A 17,173-nucleotide genomic window follows, 5' to 3' on the forward strand; every position below is an offset into this window, starting at 1 on the left:
GCCTTTTTTTCGTCCGCCGAGCGGGCAGCGGGACCGGACAGACCAGCGGCATTTTTGCTATAGTCCGGCCAGCCCCATCCCGCCGAGAAGCACAACGTGCCAGCGTTTTCCCCGCCTCGCCCAGCCCGCCGCCGACTGCTGCGCCGTCTGGCCGCCGCATCGCTGGTGCCTTGGCTGTCCGGCTGCCAGAGCCACGCCCCGCTGGCTGTCGCCAGCCATGCCTGGCCCGGCTACGAAATGATGTTTCTGGCGCGCAGCGAAGGCTGGCTGCCGAACGAGGCAATCCGCCTGTTCGAAACAGCCTCCGCCTCACAATCGATCGCCGCCCTCGCCCAGGGCCAGGTCCAGGCTGCCGCGCTGACCCTCGATGAAGTGCTGCGGGCCCGGGCCGAGGGGCAAGCGCTGACCGTCGTCCTCGTTTTTGATATCTCGGCCGGCGCCGACGTCGTGGTCGCCCGCCCGGAGATCCGCCAGCTGGCTGACTTGCGCGGCAAGGTGATCGGCGCCGAAACCTCGGCCCTCGGCGCCCTCGTCCTGGCCAAGGTACTGAACCTAGCCGGACTGCAGGCGCGCGACGTCGAGATCCGCCCAATCGCCCTGGAAGGACATCTCGACGCCTGGCGCAGCGGCCGGCTCGATGCCCTGGTCAGCTACGAACCAACCGTCGGCCGCGTACTCGCCGCCGGCGCCCACCGCCTGATCGACAGCCGGCAATTCCCGGAAACCATCTTCGACGTACTGGCAATTCGCCAGGATGCCATCGAGCGCCATGCCGGAGCGGTCAAAACCCTGATCGGCGGCCATTTTCGCGGTTTGCGCCAGCTCCGTCAGAATCCCCAGGACACCGCCTACCGGATTGGCAGCCACCTCGGGCTACCCGGCGACGATGCCCTGCAAGCCTTCCATGGCCTGCACCTGCCGGGTCTCGCCCAGAACAAGAGCCTGCTCACCGCCAACGGCCGCCTGGCCGCGGTCGGCCGTGAGCTGTCCAGCCTGATGCTGGCGGGCGGCCTGCTGAGCAAGACCGATGATCTGCACGGCCTGATCAGTGACGCTTATCTGCCGGACAGCGACCACATATGAAACTGCGCCCCCTGATCGCGCTCTGTCTCGCCCTGGCCTGCCTGCCGCCCACCGCGCAGGCCGAGGAGGTGCTGCGCCTCGGCCTGTTCGCCTATCGCCCGCCCAGCGTGCTGCGCAGCCAGTGGCAGGCGCTGGCCGACTATCTGGGGCAGACCATTCCCGGGCACAAGGTGGAATTGCAGATCCTCAGCCAGGAAGAAATGGATGCGGCAATCCGCAACAACCAGCTCGATTTCGTGCTGACCGACCCGACCCACTTCATTCACTTGCGCGAGAACAGCGCGATGACTGGCGCCCTCGCCACGCTGGCGCGGCTCGAAGACGGTATCCCGGCGCCGGCCCTGGGCGGCGTCATCGTCCGCCGCCGGGAACGCAATGAACTGCACCAACTGGCCGATCTGCGCGGCAAGAAGGTGGCCGCGGCCGGCCCCGTCTATCTGGCCGGCTATGTCGCCCAGGCCGAGACCTTGCGCCAGCAGGGCATCGATATCCATGAACTCGACATTATCTTTACCGGCCAGCCGCAGGAGCAGGTGATCGATGCCGTGCTCGACGGCCGGGCCGATGCCGGCTTCATCCGTACCGGTACGCTGGAAAGCCTGATTCACGAGGGCAAGCTGACGCCGGGGCAACTCGACGTCATCAACCGCCAGCCGCTATCCGGCTTTCCCTTCGTCGCCTCGACCCGCCTTTACCCGGAATGGCCGTTCGTCGCCATGCCGCACGTCGATCCGCAACTGTCCCGCCAGGCAACGATTGCCTTGCTGACGCTGAACCGGGAGCACCCGGCGGCGCGCGCTGCCGGCATCCAGGGCTTCAACATTCCGGCCGACTATTCGCCGGTCGAACAGGCGATGCGCGACCTGCGCCTGCCGCCCTTCGCGGCGCCGCCCCAATTCACCTGGCAGGACGTCTGGCAGCGCTACCGGCTGTTCCTGCTGCTCGGCGTCGGCGCGGCGCTGGCGATCAGCTTTCTCGCCATCCGGCTCAGCCTGAGCAATCGCAAACTGAATTCGGCCCGCCGCCAGAGCGAAAGCTACGCCGACAAGCTATCCCAGGAACGCGGCATCCTGAAAACGCTGGTCCAGACCCTACCCAACCTGGTCTGGCTGAAGGACCTGAACGGCACCTACATGGCCTGCAACCCCGCTTTCGAAGCCTTTTTCGGAGCCCGGGAAAGCGAGATTGTCGGCAAGAGCGATTACGACTTCATCGAGCGCGAACTGGCCGATTCTTTCCGCGCCAATGATCGCAAGGCGCTGACCGCCGACCAGCCGAGCATCAACGAGGAATGGGTCAATATGGCCAGTGACGGCCGGCGCATCCTGCTCGAAACGACCAAGGTGCCGATGCGCAGCGAAAGCGGCGAAGTGCTCGGCGTGCTCGGTGTCGGCCATGACATTACCGAGCGCAAGCGGACCAACGACGAACTGGAACAGCACCGTCACCATCTCGAAGAGCTGGTCCGCGAGCGGACGCGCGAACTGGTCGAGGCGCGCGACCGGGCCGAGGCAGCCAACCGGGCGAAGAGCAGTTTCCTGGCCAACATGTCGCATGAAATCCGCACGCCGCTCAATGCCATCACCGGCCTGGCCTACGTCATGAAACGCAGCGGCCTGCCGCCGCAACAGGACGAGCGGATCGACAAGATCGAGCGAGCCGGCCAGCATCTGCTCGGCATCATCAACAACATTCTCGATCTGTCGAAGATCGAGGCCGAGAAACTGGCGCTGGAGGAAAGCGACTTCTCGCCGGCCGCCATCCTCGGCAACATCGCATCGATGATGGCCGAGCACGCAACGGCCAAGGGCCTGGCACTGCGGGTCGCCACCGACATACCGAGCACTTTCTGGCGCGGTGATCAAACCCGGCTGCAGCAGGCCCTGCTCAACTACACGTCGAACGCGATCAAATTCACCGAGCAGGGCAGCGTCACGCTGGCTTGCCGCATCATCGACGACGACCCGGCATCGAGCCTGCTGCACTTCGCAGTCAGCGATACCGGCATCGGCATCGCGCCGGACGATCTCGCCCGCTTGTTCGAAGCCTTCGAGCAGGCCGACAGTTCGACCACCCGCAAGTTTGGCGGCACCGGCCTCGGCCTCGCCATTACCCGGCAACTGGCCCGCCTGATGGGCGGCGACGCCGGTGGCGAGAGCCGCCCCGGGCAGGGCAGTACCTTTTGGTTCACCGTCCGCCTGAAAAAGGTCGCGACGCCGCAGCCGCTCGCCACCCCGGCCGTTCCGGAAGACCCCCGGCAGCATCTGCTGCACCGGCATGCCGGGCGGCGCATCCTGCTGGTCGAGGACGAGCCGGTCAATCGAGAAATCGCCCTGCACTTCCTGCGCGAAGTCCACCTGCAGGTCGACACCGCCGACAACGGCCTCGCCGCGTTGCGCCGCGTCGAAGCCAGCGATTACGACCTGATCCTGATGGACATGCAGATGCCGGAAATGGACGGCCTCGAAGCCTGCCGCCAGATCCGCCTGCTGCCCAAGGCCCGGCACCTGCCGATCGTCGCGATGACCGCCAACAGTTTTGCCGAAGACCGCCTGAACTGCCTGTCGGCCGGCATGAACGATTTTCTCGCCAAGCCGGTGAAACCGGCCGTGTTGTTTGCGACGCTCAACCAGTGGCTGGAGCAAGGCCGCTGAAAAACGGCCTGTAGCGCCGGTCGACCGCAGGCCTGCCGCGAACGCTCAGATTTCGCCGCCGGCCGGTCCCACCGGACAGGCGCGCGCCATGAAAGCCAGAATGGCACCGAACTGCAGGCCGATATCGCCGTAGTCGTCATGACTGCCGGCGACCAGCAGCAGTTCGACCCGTTCGCTGCGCCGCCGGGCGTGGATCGCCCGCGCCTCGTCAACCGGCACGACCGGGTCGTTCAGTCCATGCACCAGCAGCACCGGGCAGTCGATCGCGGCAATGCTGTTGAGCGGCGCGATCGCCTCGAAGCGGTGGCCGATCACGCGCTGCACATAAGCCAGCACATAGGCGCCGAACGGCCAGTACGGCACGCCCTTGGCCGCCAGCCAGCGCCGCATCATGGACGCCGGATGGGCGAAGGCAGCCAGGCTGAGGACGACCTTCAGCTCCGGCTGGCGCGCGGCAACCAGCAGTGCCGCCCCCGCCCCGACCGAATGACCGACCACGCCGAGCGCCGCCGGATCGACCTCGGCTTGCTGGCGCAGCCAGGCCAGTCCGGCCTCCAGATCCTCGGCGAAGCGGGGCAGCGAAGCAAAGCTGTCGCCATCGCTGCGGCCGTGGCAACGCGCATCGAGCAAGAGCAGCGAATAGCCGGCGGCATGCAGCGGCCCGGCCAGCGGCAACATCATTTCGGCATTACCGCCCCAGCCGTGCATGACGGCCAGCGCCGGCGCTCCCGGTGCAGCCGGAATAAACCAGGCAAACAACTGCTTGCCATTCGCCGTCGGCACCCGCACCGCACGCCAGGGCAGGCCTTCCGGTTCGGCCGACTCGACCACCCGCTCGGCGGCCAGGGCGCGGCGGATGGCGAAATTCAGGCCACCGAGCCCGAGGCCCAGCCCGAGCGGAATCAACCAGCCGAGCATTCAGCGAAGCCCTTGAAAGCTGCCAGCCCGGCCCGGGGCAAAGCGGCAGGAATTCTGGGCAAAATCCGGGTGGCGCATGGCACGTCCTTCCTGAATATCGGTTTTTGCTGATTTTACGCCGTCGACCGCAGGAATCGCCGTCCGGCAAGGAAAACCGCCGCTCAATCGGCGCTATACTGGTTCGCAAAAGAGGAGGAAACCATGCGCCCAGCCCCCTGCCCCGATCTGCCGGCCAGCCCCGCCTGACCCGCCGGGACGCGCGATGGACACCCTGCTCATCCTGGCCATTGCGACGGTCGTCATCGTCCTCGTTTTCGACTACACCAACGGCTTTCACGACGCCGCCAACATCGTCGCCACCGTCATCGCCTCGCGCGCCATGACGCCGGCCCAGGCGGTGATCATCGTCGGCGTCTTCGAGTTTCTCGGGCCGCTGCTCGGCGGCACCGCGGTCGCCAACACCATCGGCAAGTTCGTCGCCCTCGACGGCGTGGCGCCGCTGCTCTCGCTGTCGATCCTGCTCTGCGGCCTGCTCGGCGCCATCGTCTGGAACCTCGGCACCTGGTATTTCGGCATTCCGTCGTCGTCCTCGCATGCGCTGGTCGGCGGCCTGATCGGCGCCGTCGTCGTTTCGGTCGGCAGCGAGCATGTCGTCTGGGGCTTTGCCGAATTGGCCGAGGGGCGCCTGACCGGCATCGTCAAGGTCCTGGCCGCCCTGCTGCTGTCGCCGCTGATCGGTTTCTGGGCCGGCTTCGTCACCCACCGTCTGCTGACCACGGCGCTGCTCGCCGCCAACCCGGCCGCCAATTCGCGGCTGCGCGCCGCCCAGTTCGTCACCGCCGCCGGCCTCGCCTTTTCGCACGGCGCCAACGATGCGCAAAAAAGCATGGGTATCCTGACCCTGGTCCTGCTCCTCGGCGGCTTCATTCCAAGTTTCGAAGTGCCGTTCTGGGTCATGCTCGCCTGCGCCTCGTCGATCACGCTCGGCATCATGTCCGGCGGCTGGCGTATCGTCCGCACGCTCGGCTTCGCCATCTACCGGGTGCGACCGATCCACGCCCTCGGTTCGCAACTGACCTCGGCCGCAGTGATCCTCGCCGCCTCGCTCGGCGGCGCCCCGGTGTCGACGACCCATGTCGTCGCTACCTCGATCATGGGCATCGGCGCCTCGGAGCGGCCGCGCGCCGTGCGCTGGAGCAAGGCCAAGGACATCGCGCTGACCTGGCTGATCACCATCCCCGGCGCCGCCCTCGTCGCCATCCAGGCCTATGCCCTGGTCAATCTCTTTCTCGGAGGCCAGCCATGAGCGAAGAAAACCGCCCGCCCATCTTCCGCCGCCTGTTCGAACGCGTTTTCCCGAAAATGCCGGACTTCTTCACGCTGCTCACCGAGCAGTGCCAGCATGTCGCGCACACCGCCGGCCTGCTCGTCGAATTCATGGAAAGCGGCGATCCGGCGACCGGCCAGCAAATCCGCCAGGACGAGCACGAAGCCGACCGCATCAAGGTGCGCAACCTGCACACGCTGAACGAGGCCTTCGCGACGCCGATCGACCGTGAAGACCTCTACCGCGCCATCATCGACCTCGACGAAGTGGTCAATTACTGCAAGACGACGGTCAGCGAAATGGACGTACTCTGCCTTGCCCCCGACAAGCGCTGCCTGGAAATGGCGATGCACATCAAGCTCGGCACCGATGCGCTGGCCCTCGGTTATGCCAAGCTGGCCAAGCAGCCGGCCGGCGCCGCCGAAGATGCCGACAGCGCGCGCAAGGCCGAACGCAAGGTCGAGAAAGCCTACCGCCGGGCGATCGCCGAACTGTTCCAGGGAGACGATTACATCCACATGTTCAAACGGCGTGAAATCTATCGCCACCTGTCCAATGCCGCAGACCGCATGGCCAATTGCGCCAACACCTTGCACGACATTGTGGTCAAAATGTGTTGAGGATCAAATTCACCATCACAAAATCTGTTTTATGATGATCAAGCCCCGCGCCTGAAAGCGCCGCCAGAGCGCTTCAACCACACCAAGCTCAGGAGATTGCGAGGAATGACGCAGAAGCTGAAAATTCTGCTCGCCTTCATTTTGCCCGCCATTGTCGCTTTGGCGACGATTGCCATTTTCCTTGAACACTCGCACCGGCAACTGGCCATTGAGCGCTGGTCGGTCGAGCACAAGGCACTGGTCCGCTCGATCGGTCAGGCCATGCAGCGGCAGATCGACGAAGCGCGCACCCTGCTCTCCTACACCAGCCAGTTCAAGGAATTTACCCGGCTCGATGCGATTGCCGCGGTCGACCGCCAGTTGAACGGCATTCCACCCGAGCACGAAGCCGACAAGCGCCGGGTGCTCGACACCCTGCTCGCCCAGAGCGATGCGCTGTCGATTGTTTTCATCCTGCTGCCCAATGGCGACCATTACCTGTCGCACCCGTACGAGGTTCAGCGCTCGCTGAAAAAGTACAACCTGGCCGACCGCGCCTACTTTCAGGAAGCCAGCCGGACCAAGCGGCCGGCCATTTCCGACAGCCTGATCGGGGCCGATGGCAAACTGGCCGTCGTCATCGACATTCCGCTGCTCGATGCCGACGGTGAAATCTATGCCCACTTCGGCGCCGTGCTGCTGCTCCAGCAATTGTCCGAACTGGTCGCCGCCCAGCACATCGCGCCCTTCGATGTCGGCCTGCTGACCGACCGCCAGGGCAAGCTGATCGCCCATACCGACCCGGCCCAGATCGGCCCGGAAGGCCAGTTCTTCCGTTACGAGCACCCCTTGCTGCAAGCCGGCGCAGAGACCGGCCGCGAAGTGCGTTTCACGCGGTGGACGGACAGCAGCGGCACCGAATGGCTGAGTTTCTTCCAGCACCTCAACGCCGGCTGGAACCTGGTCCTCCAGCGCCGGCTGGACGGCGTGCTGGCCGAATACAAGGACGCCGTCCGCGAGAGCGTGCTGCTCGTCGCACTGATCCTGCTCGCTTGCGGCAGTGTCGGCCTGGCCACCGCCTTCGTCGTTGCCCGGCGCTGGGAAATCGCCGACCAGGCACTGAACGAGGCGCGCAGCGAACTGGAAAGCCGGGTCGCCGCGCGAACCGCGGAACTGGCGGCGAGCGAGCGCGAAGTCGGTCGTTCGCGCGACTTCTATCTCTCGGTACTGGAGAGCTTCCCGGCCCTGATCTGGCGTTCCGGACTCGATGCCAAATGCGATTATTTCAATCGCACCTGGCTCAACTTCACCGGCCGCCCGCTCGATCAGGAACTCGGCGACGGCTGGGCCGAAGGCCTCCACCCCGAGGATCGCCAGGCGACCATCGCGCATTACCTCGACAGTTTCCAGCAGCGCCAGCCCTTTTCGCTGGAATACCGACTGCGCCGGCACGATGGCGAATATCGCTGGCTGCTCGACGTCGGCCGGCCTTTCCTCGACATCAACGGCGAATTCATCGGCTATCTCGGTGCCTGCTTCGATGTCTCCGAACGACACGCCGCGGCCGAGCAACTGCGCCTGGTGGCCAGCGTCTTTTCCCACGCCCGCGAGGGCATCATCATCACCGATGCCCAGAGCCGGATCATCGACGTCAACCAGGCCTTCTGCGACATCACCGGCTATGGCCGTGACGAAGTAATCGGCCGCAAGCCCAGCTTGCTGCGGTCGACGCAGCAAAGCGACGGTTTTTTCACCAGCATGTGGGAAGCCTTGGCCGAACACGGCTACTGGCAGGGCGAGATCTGGAACCGCAGGAAGGACGGCGAGTTGTACGCCGAACTGCTCACCATCTCGGCCGTACGCGACGGCAGCGGCAAGGTCGATCACTATGTCGGCATCTTTGCCGACATCACGCTGCAGAAGGAACACGAGCAGCGGCTGGAAAAGCTGGCCCACTTCGACCCGCTGACCGAACTGCCCAACCGGACCCTGCTCGGCGACCGCCTGCACATGTCGATCGCCCTCGCCCAGCGCAACCAGAAACAACTGGCCGTCTGCCTGCTCGATCTGGACGGCTTCAAGCAGGTCAATGACCGCCTCGGCCATGCCGCCGGCGACCAGTTGCTGATCGAGTTCGCCCAGCGCATGCGCAAGGAGCTGCGCCTGACCGACACGCTGGCCCGCCTCGGCGGCGACGAGTTCGTCCTCCTGATCAACGACCTCGACAGTCAGGAGGAATGCATCGAAGTGATTCGGCGCATCATCGACTGTGCTCGCCAGCCTTACCAGCTGGCCGAAGAAACCGGCCATGTCTCGGCCAGCATCGGCATCACCATTTTCCCCGACGATGGCGCCGATCCCGATCTCCTGCTGCGCCACGCCGACCAGGCGATGTATATCGCCAAGCAGAGCGGCGGCAACCGCTATTTCATGTTCGACCCCTTCAAGGATATGGCGGCACGGGCCGAACGCACGGCGCTCGACCGCCTGCAGCAGGCGCTGACCGCCGGTGAGTTCGAATTGCATTACCAGCCCAAGGTGGACATGCGGGCTGGCCGCGTCATCGGCGCCGAGGCACTGCTCCGCTGGCGCCACCCGGAACGCGGCCTGGTCATGCCCGGCGAATTCCTGCCGCTGACCGAGGATACCGACTTCTCGGTGACCCTCGGCGAATGGGTCATCCACCGCGCGCTGACCCAGCTCGACGCCTGGCACAGCGCCGGCATCGAGCTCTGCATCAGCGTCAATGTCTCGCCCCGCCACTTGCAGCAACCGGATTTCGCCCAGGGCCTGGCCGCCCTGCTCTCTGCCTTTCCCGAACTGCCTAGCCGCCTGCTCGAACTGGAAATCCTCGAAACGGCGGCATTGCACGACACGGCCCATGCCGCCGAAGTGATCAGCGCCTGCCGGCGGATGGGTATTTCCTTCGCGCTCGATGACTTCGGCACCGGCTACTCATCGCTGCTCTACCTCAAACACCTGCCGGCCGACACGCTGAAGATCGACCAGTCCTTCGTCCGCGCGATGCTCGACGACAGCGAGCACATGGCCATCGTCAAGGGCGTCATCGGGCTGGCCGAAGCCTTCAACCGTAAGGTGATCGCCGAAGGCGTCGAAAGCGTGGCGCACGGCTCGGCCCTGCTCGAACTCGGCTGCACGCTCGGCCAGGGCTACGGCATCGCCCGCCCGATGCCGGCGGCCGACCTGGCGCACTGGCTGAGCACCTGGCGCGCCCCGGACAACTGGCAACAGCCCAAGGAACCGCCACCGCATGTCGTGATCTAATTTATGCTGCGCGTAAGGCACCAAGCAGGTGACAAACCAAGGGAGGGCGCCATGAAGAAGACGATTGAACGCCGGGCGCAAGCGGACCGCCGTTGCAACGACATCGGCCCGCCCCACGGCTGGAAGGAAAGACGGCGGACGACCGAGCGGCGCATCCCGGAAATCGAAGAATGCGAAGTCTCGGAATCGGAATGGCAGTTGTACTTTGGCCGCTACACCAGCGAGACCGTAACCACCACGGATGAAAGCACGACGACAACCCTCGTCGTGGAAAGCGCCGCCGAAATCTTCGGCCGCGTCCGCGACCGCTAGCTGCGCTCTGATCCGCCCGGTCATTGCCCGGGCGGCCGTGTTCTTACTCGGCGATCAACTCCACCGTTTCACCGGCAAAACTGACCGTCTGCCCCGGCCGCAATTTTGCCCTTTTCCGGGTGTCGACCGCCGCATCGACCTTGACCATGCCCTCGGCGATCGCCATGTGGGCCGAACCGCCGGAATCGCACAGGCCGGTCGCCTTGAGTAGCTGGTCGAGCTGAATGTACTCGCCGTGCACGGCAAACTGGATGGTCATGACTAGGCTCCGATCAGGATCAGATGTACCCGGCAAGGCCCGTGGGCGCCGAGGACGATGGTTTGTTCAATGTCGCCGGTCCGCGACGGGCCGGAGATGAAATTGACTGCACGCGGCAGGCTCCCCCGCTCGCTGCGCAGCAGCGCGAAGGCGTCTTCCATGGTGGCGACGATGCGCGACACCTCGACCAGCGCAATGTGCGTTTCCGGCAGCAGGCTGACGCTGGCCGGCGTCTCCGGCCCGGAGAGCAACATCAGCGTGCCGGTTTCGGCGACGGCGCAGAAGCAGCCGGAAATACCCAGCAAATCGCTGTCCACCGCCGGCCTTGGGCTGAGCTGCAAACCGCTGCTGGCCCAGTCGAAAGCCGCCACATCGCTGGTCACGACGCCGCTGCTCGGCAGCCCATGCTGCTGCAGATGACGGGCGACGGCGGCCGGCACTTCGCCCGCCTCGGCCACCGCCTCGACGGTACTCGACAGGCTTTCCGCCTTGGCCCGGAAACGGGTGGCGAGTTCGCCGCCGATCACCGGCTGCGGCCCGCGCCGGCGCGCTGCCATGTAGGCTTCGGCGGCAGCCCGGCGGGCGGCGAAATCTTCCTTGCCGACGCCGGCCCGGACGCGGCCGAGAATCTCGTCGCGCGCCGTCATGCGACCCGGTTCCGCGGGGCGCCGGCGACGAAGGCTTCGATGTTGTCGATCAACTGGTCGGCCAGCGTTTGCATGGCCGGCCGGCTGGCCCAGGCGACATGCGGGGTGAGCAGGAAATTGGGCAAGGCCAGCAGTTCCGGCGCGACCATCGGGTGCCCGGCCGGCGGCGGTTCGGCAGTGATCACGTCGAAACCGGCGCCGCCGATCCAGCCCTCTTTGAGCGCCTGGATCAGCGCCACTTCATCGACGATGCCGCCGCGTGCGGTGTTGATCAGCAGCGCCGAGCGACGCATCGCGCGCAGTTCGGCTTCGCCGATCAGGCCCCGGGTTTCGTCGGTCAGCGGACAATGCAGGCTGATCGCGTCGGCCTCGCGCAGCACCTCGACAAAGGCGGTGTAGCCGGGGCGCACAGTGGTCGCCCCTTTGCGCTCGGCACGCAGCACGCGCATGCCGAAGGCCTCGGCCAGCCGGACGACGCCGTTGCCCAGGCTGCCGCTGCCGATCAGGCCGAGCGTCGCACCATGCAGGTCGCGGATCGGGTGATCGAACAGGCAGAACTGGTCGGACTGCTGCCAGCGCCCGGCCTGCAGCGTTTCGCGCCAGGCGACCAGGTTGCGCGAGAGGGCGAGCAGCAGCGCCAGCACATGCTCGGGTACCGTGTGCTCGGCATAGCCGCGAATGTTGGAAACGACAATACCGCGCGCCCGACAAGCGTCGAGATCGACGATATTGGTACCGGTCGCCGCCACCGCGACCATTTTCAGGTCGGGCAGCGCGTCGACCGCAGCCGCCGGCAAGGGCACCTTGTTGATGATGGCGATCGTCGCCCCGGCCAGGCGCTCGATCACCTGCGCCGGCGTCGTACTGGCGTACTCGGTCCACTCATGGGCGAAGGCCGGACGGCGCACCTCGGCGATGACCGAATCGCGCTCCAGATAGACGATGCGCTGCATCAGGCGGCCAGCATCACATAAGGCGTCTTGGCGGCATCGGCGATGGCGCCGATATCGACGCCGAGCGCCGCATTGCCGCGATAGACCAGGCGGTCGATACCCGCAATGCACAGGCCGTCGATGGCCGCCGTGTCGCCCTGCAGCAGGTTGAGCACGCCGGCCGGCCACTCGGCCCGAGCCGACAGCTCGCACAGCGCGAAAGCGCAGGACGGCGCCCGCGGGCTGGGCTTGACGACGACGGTAGCGCCGGCCAGCACGGCCGGAGCCATGACCTCGGCAAAGGCGGCGAGCGGCCGCGAGGCATCGAAGACCAGGCCGATGATGCCGGTGTCGCCAACGCTGACGCCGCGCAGCGCCTCGACCGCGGCCGCCACTTCGGCGGCGGCGGCGGCTTCGTCGATACCGGTTTCGGCGATCAGCAGCTTGGCGAAATGACCGCTATAACCTTCCAGGCCATCGGCCAGCTTGCCGAGGCAGACCCGGCGGGCCGGCAGCCCCATCTCGGCCCAGGCTGGCTGGGCGGTGCGCGCCGCCAGCACCGCTTCGGCCGCTTCGCTGGCGCCGCACAGCGGCACGCGGTGGATCGCTTCGCCGGTCGCCGGGTTGGTCACGTCATAGAAGGCATTGCCGACGGTGAGAAAGGCGTGGCCGTTAACCCACATCGGGATGGCCTTCGGGCCTTCGGGAGAGAAATCCATGCTCAAGCTCGCTTTCTTGCTGCGTAAAGTTCGTGAAATGTCTTGCCTTGCGGCGCGGCCAGGTCGCGGCCGGCGGTCCACCCCGGGGCCAGGCCAAAAACGCGGATCCGGCCGCTGTCGTCGGCCAGCCAGTTGAGATAGCGCGATGCCCGCCGGGCAAACCAGCGGTAGAGCTTCGGCTTGCCGGCCAGCCAGGCCCAGGCCTTGAGGCCGAAACTTTCTGACCACGGGCGCAGGCCGCGCTCGACCTGCTCTTCGCGCAGGCGATGCATCAGCTTGGGCAGCGGAATGCGCACCGGACAAACGCTGCCGCACTGGTTGCAGCCGGTCGAGGCATGCGGCAGGTCGAGCGCGTTTTCGATGCCGGTATAGAGCGGCGTCAGCACCGAGCCCATCGGGCCGGGATAGACCCAGCCGTAGGCGTGACCGCCCAGCGAGAAATAGACCGGGCAATGGTTCATGCAGGCGCCGCAGCGGATGCAGCGCAACATGTCCTGATAGGCCGAGCCGAGCAGGGCGGCGCGACCGTTATCGACCAGGATGAAGACCGTCTTTTCCGGGCCGTCGTACTCGCCCGGCCGTTTCGTCCCGGTGAGCAGCGAAACATAGTTGGAAATCGTCTGGCCGGTCGCCGAGCGCGGCAACAGGCGCATCAGCGTGGCGAAATCCTCCAGCGTCGGGACGATTTTCTCGATACCGGTGATCACCACATGCACCTTGGGCAGCGTCGTCACCATCCGGCCGTTACCTTCGTTGGTGACCAGCGACGCGGTGCCGGTTTCGGCAATCAGGAAATTGGCGCCGGTGATGCCCATTTCGGCGCTCAGGAAATGCTGGCGCAGCACCTGGCGCGCCTCGCGCGTCATCGCCGGAATGTCGGCCGACGTGCGCGGTTCCGGCGGTCGACCATGCTCCTGGGCAAATAATGCCTCGACCTCGTCGATGGTCTTATGCACGGCCGGCGCGATGATGTGCGACGGCGTTTCGCCGGCCAACTGCACGATGTACTCGCCGAGATCGGTCTCCACCGGGCGGATGCCGGCGGCGGCCAGCGCCTCGTTCAAGTGCGCCTCCTCCGACAGCATCGACTTCGACTTGGCGGCCTTGGTCACGCCATGCCGGCGGGCGACGTCGATCACCAGATCGCAGATTTCGTCGCCATCGCGCGCCCACAGCACTTCGGCCCCCGTCGCCTTGGCCCGCTCCTCGAAAATGGCCAGCCAGACATCGAGATCGGCCAGCACGCGATTGCGGATCTCTTCGCAAGCCGCACGCAAAGGCTCGAAGGCCAGGCCGTCCTCGGCCAGCGCCGCGATGCCCTTGGCGCGCTTGCCGACGAACAGCGGCTTGGCTTTCTGCAAGGCGCGCTGCAATACCGGATTGCGCACCTTCTCGCCGGCCCGCGCCTGGAAATGCATGGCCTGCGAATGCTCGGCGGCGCGCATCAGGCGCCGTCCCCGCCAGCCAGGACTTCGGCGATATGCAGCACCCGCGTCTTCTCATCGCCGCGCCGACGCAGGCGGCCCTCGATATTCATCAGGCAGCCGAGATCGCCGCCGACCACGGCATCGGCCCCGACCGTGGCGATCGAGGCGCACTTGCGGTCGACAATCTGCGTCGACACTTCGCCGTACTTGACCGAAAAGGCCCCGCCAAAACCGCAACATTCCTCGCAATCCGGCATCTCCTGCAGGTCCAGTCCGCGTACTTTCATCAGCAGGTCACGCGGTTGCTGCTTGATGCCGAGGCCACGCAGGCCCTTGCAGGAATCATGGTAGGTGACGCTGCCGGCGAATTCGGCCGGCATTTGCGCCAGCGGCCTGACCTCGGCCAGGAACTCGGTCAGCTCGCGCGCCCGGGCGGCCAGCGCCGTTGCCCGCGGCGCCCAGTCGGCATCGTCGGCCAGCAGTTGCGGATAGACATTGCGGATCTGGTCGGCACAGGAACCGGACGGAATCACCACGTAATCGTAGCCTTCCAGTTCGCCGATGGCCTTCTTCGCCAAATCGACGGCAAGCGCCCGGTTTCCGGCATTCCAGGCCGGTTGACCGCAGCAAGTCTGGCCTTCCGGCACAAAAACCTCGCCCCCGGCAGCCTCCAGCAAACGCAGGGCGGCAAAGCCGACCGACGGTCGCATCAGGTCCACGAGGCAGGTAACGTAGAGGGCTAAGCGCATGCTAATATTGCACCGCACAAGAAAACGAAGTGGCTAATGCTACTCAAACAGCACCAATAAAGGAATCCAGTTGTCTCAAGCTGCCATCGACTCCACCAAAGAGTCGGTAAAAACTCCCGGCTCCATCCAGGTCATCGAGCGCATGATGTCGCTGCTCGATGCGCTGGCCAACTCGAGCGAATCAGCCAGCCTGAAGCAACTTGCCAACGCGACCGATTTGCACCCGTCAACCGCGCACCGCATTCTGGCAGCAATGACCAACGCGCGCTTTGTCGAACGTCAAGATGCCGGCACTTATCGGCTCGGCATCCGCCTGCTCGAACTCGGCGCCATCGTCAAATCCCGCATCAGCCTGCGCGAAGTTGCCCTGCCCTTCATGCAGGAACTGCACGAGCAGATCGGCGAAGCGATCAATCTCGGCGCCCGTCACGACGACGAGATCGTCTACCTCGAACGCACCTCGTCCGGCCGCTCGCTGGTCCGCGTCGTCTATCTGGTCGGCGGCCGCGCCCCGCTGCACCTGACCTCGCTTGGCAAGCTCTTCCTCGCCGCCGACGGTCCGCAAAAAATTCGCGAATACGCCAAGCGCACCGGCCTGCCCGGCAAGACGCCACACTCGCTGACCACGCTGGCGACGCTGGAAAAGGAACTCGACAAGGTCCGCCGCCACGACATCGCCTACGACGTCGAAGAGGCCGAAATCGGCCTCAAGTGCGTCGCCGCGCCGATCCGCGACGACGAAGGCCAGATCATCGCCGCCCTCTCCGTATCCGCCCCGGTCGACCGGCACGATCCAGACTGGGCCAAACAGGTCAAGAAAACGGCCGACGCCGTTTCGCACGCCCTCGGCTATACCGGCCTCAAGAAATAAACGGCAACAAAAAAGGCCGCACACAGCGGCCTTTTCTTGCTCATCCCGCCAATCAGGCCGGACGGCGCTCCGAGACCAGGCTTGCACTTTCCATCCAGCGCTTGATCCGGTTGGCATCACCGACCCGGGTCATCTTGCCGACCGAGTCGAGCAGCACAATCACCACCGGCTTGTCGGCGACCCGCGCCTGCATCACCAGGCAACGGCCTGCCTCTGAAATGTAACCGGTCTTCGAAACGCCGATTTCCCAGTTGTCGCTGCGGACCAATGCATTGGTATTGTGGAAATCGGTCGGCCGGCCATTCAGTTCGACGCGCGCTTCCGCCGTCGTCGAGAAGGCACGGATTTCAGGGTAACGTGCCGCCGCCGTAACCATCCGCGCCAGATCGTGGGCGGTCGACACATTATTGCTCGACAGACCGGTCGGCTCCTCGAAACGAGAATTGACCATACCCAACGCCTGCGCCTTCCGGTTCATGGCCTGCACGAAAGCCGGCATACCGCCCGGATAATGACGACCGAGCGAATGAGCCGCCCGGTTTTCCGAAGACATCAGCGCCAGCAGCATCGCCGTTTCACGCGTCATCGTCGTCCCGACCGGCAAACGCGAACGCGTGCCCTTCAGGCCGTCGACATCGTCCTCGCCGATGGCAATGACTTCCTGCAGATCGAGCTTGGCATCGAGCACGACCATCGCCGTCATCAGCTTGGAAATCGAGGCGATCGGCACGACGGTGTCAGGGTGTTTTTCGAGCACAGCCTGACCGGTGCTTTGATCGATGACCAGCGCCGACGACGAATAGAGGGCCAGACGGCTCGGGTCGATATCGGCCATCGAAACTCGACGGACTGGTTTTTTGACTGCTTCGGAGGACACCTGGGCGGACTTGCCGGCTCGGGTCGCCGGTGCCTTGACCGACTTGCTTGGCTTCGCTGCAGGTGCAGGCGCAGGTGCAGGTGCAGCCGCGAATTTCTTGGTGGTTGCCGGCTTGGCAGCCGATTTCACGGCAGGCTTGGCAGCCACCTGGGATTTTTTGCCGGTTGTGCCTTTTTTGGCGGTCTGTTCGCTTTCTTTCTTGCCGGTCGCGGCAAGCAAAGGGGGATTCAAGCCAACCCCCAGCAAGGCCCCGAGCAACAGGGCAGCCTTAATTTTCCGTTTCATTCACTATCTCCTGCCAACACCGGGAAATTCTAGCCCAGTTTAGCAGGGGATAGTGAAATTTCAATAAAAATAATTAGATACAACAATAACTTAAAGCAACAATTTATACAGCATCAACCACTGTAAGTGCCGTCATATTGACGATCCGGCGTACGGTGGCGGTCGGGGTCAGGATGTTGACCGGCTTCGCCGCCCCGAGCAGGATCGGCCCGATGGTCAGGTTGTCGCC

16 protein-coding genes are annotated in these 17,173 nt (G+C 65.2%); 7 read left to right on the forward strand and 9 right to left on the reverse strand.

The window, feature by feature from the left end:
- The first annotated feature begins 96 nt into the window (after positions 1-96).
- Positions 97-1,083, forward strand: coding sequence for an ABC transporter substrate-binding protein (locus GH663_RS14980; RefSeq protein ID WP_153132504.1), 987 nt, complete (start codon positions 97-99; stop codon positions 1,081-1,083).
- Complete coding sequence (locus GH663_RS14985; protein WP_153132505.1) at positions 1,080-3,737, forward strand: PhnD/SsuA/transferrin family substrate-binding protein; 2,658 nt, start codon at positions 1,080-1,082, stop codon at positions 3,735-3,737. Before GH663_RS14980 ends, GH663_RS14985 begins: the two co-directional genes overlap by 4 nt.
- 45 nt (positions 3,738-3,782) lie before the next feature.
- Here the strand turns inward: GH663_RS14985 and GH663_RS14990 are convergent, their stop codons facing one another.
- Positions 3,783-4,655: an alpha/beta hydrolase gene (locus GH663_RS14990; protein ID WP_153132506.1), complete on the reverse strand. Its 873-nt coding sequence runs from the start codon at positions 4,653-4,655 to the stop codon at positions 3,783-3,785.
- A 262-nt stretch (positions 4,656-4,917) separates the two neighbouring features.
- Here GH663_RS14990 and GH663_RS14995 point away from each other — a divergent pair, with 262 nt between their 5' ends.
- The 4 genes from GH663_RS14995 (at position 4,918) to GH663_RS15010 (ending at position 10,178) form a co-directional block, all read left to right on the forward strand.
- Positions 4,918-5,961 (forward strand): inorganic phosphate transporter, encoded by a 1,044-nt coding sequence (locus GH663_RS14995; RefSeq protein ID WP_153132507.1) that lies wholly within the window; start codon positions 4,918-4,920, stop codon positions 5,959-5,961.
- Entirely contained in the window at positions 5,958-6,602 is a 645-nt protein-coding gene (locus GH663_RS15000; RefSeq protein ID WP_153132508.1) for a DUF47 domain-containing protein, read from the forward strand. Before GH663_RS14995 ends, GH663_RS15000 begins: the two co-directional genes overlap by 4 nt.
- Positions 6,603-6,707: 105 nt before the next feature.
- The gene (locus GH663_RS15005; protein ID WP_153132509.1) at positions 6,708-9,866 is read left to right on the forward strand and encodes a bifunctional diguanylate cyclase/phosphodiesterase; all 3,159 of its coding nucleotides are present in this window, start codon (positions 6,708-6,710) and stop codon (positions 9,864-9,866) included.
- Positions 9,867-9,917: 51 nt separating this feature from the next.
- On the forward strand, positions 9,918-10,178 hold the full coding sequence (locus GH663_RS15010; RefSeq protein ID WP_153132510.1) for a hypothetical protein: 261 nt from the start codon (positions 9,918-9,920) through the stop codon (positions 10,176-10,178).
- 43 nt (positions 10,179-10,221) lie between these two features.
- On the opposite strand, the gene GH663_RS15015 is transcribed toward GH663_RS15010, so the two are convergent.
- The 6 genes from GH663_RS15015 to GH663_RS15040 are packed head-to-tail and all read right to left on the reverse strand — an operon-like array spanning position 10,222 to position 14,911.
- Entirely contained in the window at positions 10,222-10,437 is a 216-nt protein-coding gene (locus tag GH663_RS15015) for an RNA-binding S4 domain-containing protein (RefSeq protein WP_066884318.1), read from the reverse strand.
- Between the two features lie 2 nt (positions 10,438-10,439).
- On the reverse strand, positions 10,440-11,084 hold the full coding sequence (locus tag GH663_RS15020; RefSeq protein ID WP_153132511.1) for a LutC/YkgG family protein: 645 nt from the start codon (positions 11,082-11,084) through the stop codon (positions 10,440-10,442).
- Complete coding sequence (locus tag GH663_RS15025; protein ID WP_153132512.1) at positions 11,081-12,037, reverse strand: D-2-hydroxyacid dehydrogenase; 957 nt, start codon at positions 12,035-12,037, stop codon at positions 11,081-11,083. Before GH663_RS15025 ends, GH663_RS15020 begins: the two co-directional genes overlap by 4 nt.
- Positions 12,037-12,735, reverse strand: coding sequence for an aldehyde dehydrogenase family protein (locus tag GH663_RS15030; RefSeq protein WP_153132513.1), 699 nt, complete (start codon positions 12,733-12,735; stop codon positions 12,037-12,039). The genes GH663_RS15025 and GH663_RS15030 overlap by 1 nt, the downstream gene beginning before the upstream one ends.
- Before the next feature lie 2 nt (positions 12,736-12,737).
- Complete coding sequence (locus tag GH663_RS15035) at positions 12,738-14,180, reverse strand: lactate utilization protein B (protein WP_153132514.1); 1,443 nt, start codon at positions 14,178-14,180, stop codon at positions 12,738-12,740.
- On the reverse strand, positions 14,180-14,911 hold the full coding sequence (locus GH663_RS15040) for a (Fe-S)-binding protein (protein ID WP_153132515.1): 732 nt from the start codon (positions 14,909-14,911) through the stop codon (positions 14,180-14,182). Before GH663_RS15040 ends, GH663_RS15035 begins: the two co-directional genes overlap by 1 nt.
- Positions 14,912-15,053: 142 nt before the next feature.
- Here GH663_RS15040 and GH663_RS15045 point away from each other — a divergent pair, with 142 nt between their 5' ends.
- Positions 15,054-15,782, forward strand: coding sequence for an IclR family transcriptional regulator (locus GH663_RS15045; protein ID WP_153132533.1), 729 nt, complete (start codon positions 15,054-15,056; stop codon positions 15,780-15,782).
- Positions 15,783-15,834: 52 nt separating this feature from the next.
- Here the strand turns inward: GH663_RS15045 and pbpG are convergent, their stop codons facing one another.
- Both pbpG and GH663_RS15055 read right to left on the reverse strand, forming a co-directional pair.
- The gene (gene pbpG, locus GH663_RS15050; RefSeq protein WP_153132516.1) at positions 15,835-16,944 is read right to left on the reverse strand and encodes a D-alanyl-D-alanine endopeptidase; all 1,110 of its coding nucleotides are present in this window, start codon (positions 16,942-16,944) and stop codon (positions 15,835-15,837) included.
- A 103-nt stretch (positions 16,945-17,047) separates the two neighbouring features.
- Positions 17,048-17,173: phosphate acyltransferase (locus GH663_RS15055; protein WP_153132517.1), on the reverse strand; the 126-nt coding region annotated here is incomplete at its 5' end.

Source organism: Dechloromonas hortensis (genome assembly GCF_009469765.1).
In the GTDB taxonomy this organism is placed as follows: Bacteria; Pseudomonadota; Gammaproteobacteria; order Burkholderiales; family Rhodocyclaceae; genus Azonexus; species Azonexus hortensis.

What these genes read in the sequence shown, in the direction of transcription:
- GH663_RS14990 (WP_153132506.1), bottom strand. Translation starts at nt 4,655, where the DNA reads ATGCTCGGCTGGTTGATTCCGCTCGGGCTGGGCCTCGGGCTCGGTGGC.
- GH663_RS15010 (WP_153132510.1), top strand. Translation starts at nt 9,918, where the DNA reads ATGAAGAAGACGATTGAACGCCGGGCGCAAGCGGACCGCCGTTGCAAC.
- GH663_RS15000 (WP_153132508.1), top strand. Translation starts at nt 5,958, where the DNA reads ATGAGCGAAGAAAACCGCCCGCCCATCTTCCGCCGCCTGTTCGAACGC.
- GH663_RS14985 (WP_153132505.1), top strand. Translation starts at nt 1,080, where the DNA reads ATGAAACTGCGCCCCCTGATCGCGCTCTGTCTCGCCCTGGCCTGCCTG.
- GH663_RS15025 (WP_153132512.1), bottom strand. Translation starts at nt 12,037, where the DNA reads ATGCAGCGCATCGTCTATCTGGAGCGCGATTCGGTCATCGCCGAGGTG.
- GH663_RS15045 (WP_153132533.1), top strand. Translation starts at nt 15,054, where the DNA reads ATGATGTCGCTGCTCGATGCGCTGGCCAACTCGAGCGAATCAGCCAGC.
- pbpG (WP_153132516.1), bottom strand. Translation starts at nt 16,944, where the DNA reads ATGAAACGGAAAATTAAGGCTGCCCTGTTGCTCGGGGCCTTGCTGGGG.
- GH663_RS15040 (WP_153132515.1), bottom strand. Translation starts at nt 14,911, where the DNA reads ATGCGCTTAGCCCTCTACGTTACCTGCCTCGTGGACCTGATGCGACCG.
- GH663_RS15035 (WP_153132514.1), bottom strand. Translation starts at nt 14,180, where the DNA reads ATGCGCGCCGCCGAGCATTCGCAGGCCATGCATTTCCAGGCGCGGGCC.
- GH663_RS15020 (WP_153132511.1), bottom strand. Translation starts at nt 11,084, where the DNA reads ATGACGGCGCGCGACGAGATTCTCGGCCGCGTCCGGGCCGGCGTCGGC.
- GH663_RS15015 (WP_066884318.1), bottom strand. Translation starts at nt 10,437, where the DNA reads ATGACCATCCAGTTTGCCGTGCACGGCGAGTACATTCAGCTCGACCAG.
- GH663_RS15030 (WP_153132513.1), bottom strand. Translation starts at nt 12,735, where the DNA reads ATGGATTTCTCTCCCGAAGGCCCGAAGGCCATCCCGATGTGGGTTAAC.
- GH663_RS14995 (WP_153132507.1), top strand. Translation starts at nt 4,918, where the DNA reads ATGGACACCCTGCTCATCCTGGCCATTGCGACGGTCGTCATCGTCCTC.
- GH663_RS15005 (WP_153132509.1), top strand. Translation starts at nt 6,708, where the DNA reads ATGACGCAGAAGCTGAAAATTCTGCTCGCCTTCATTTTGCCCGCCATT.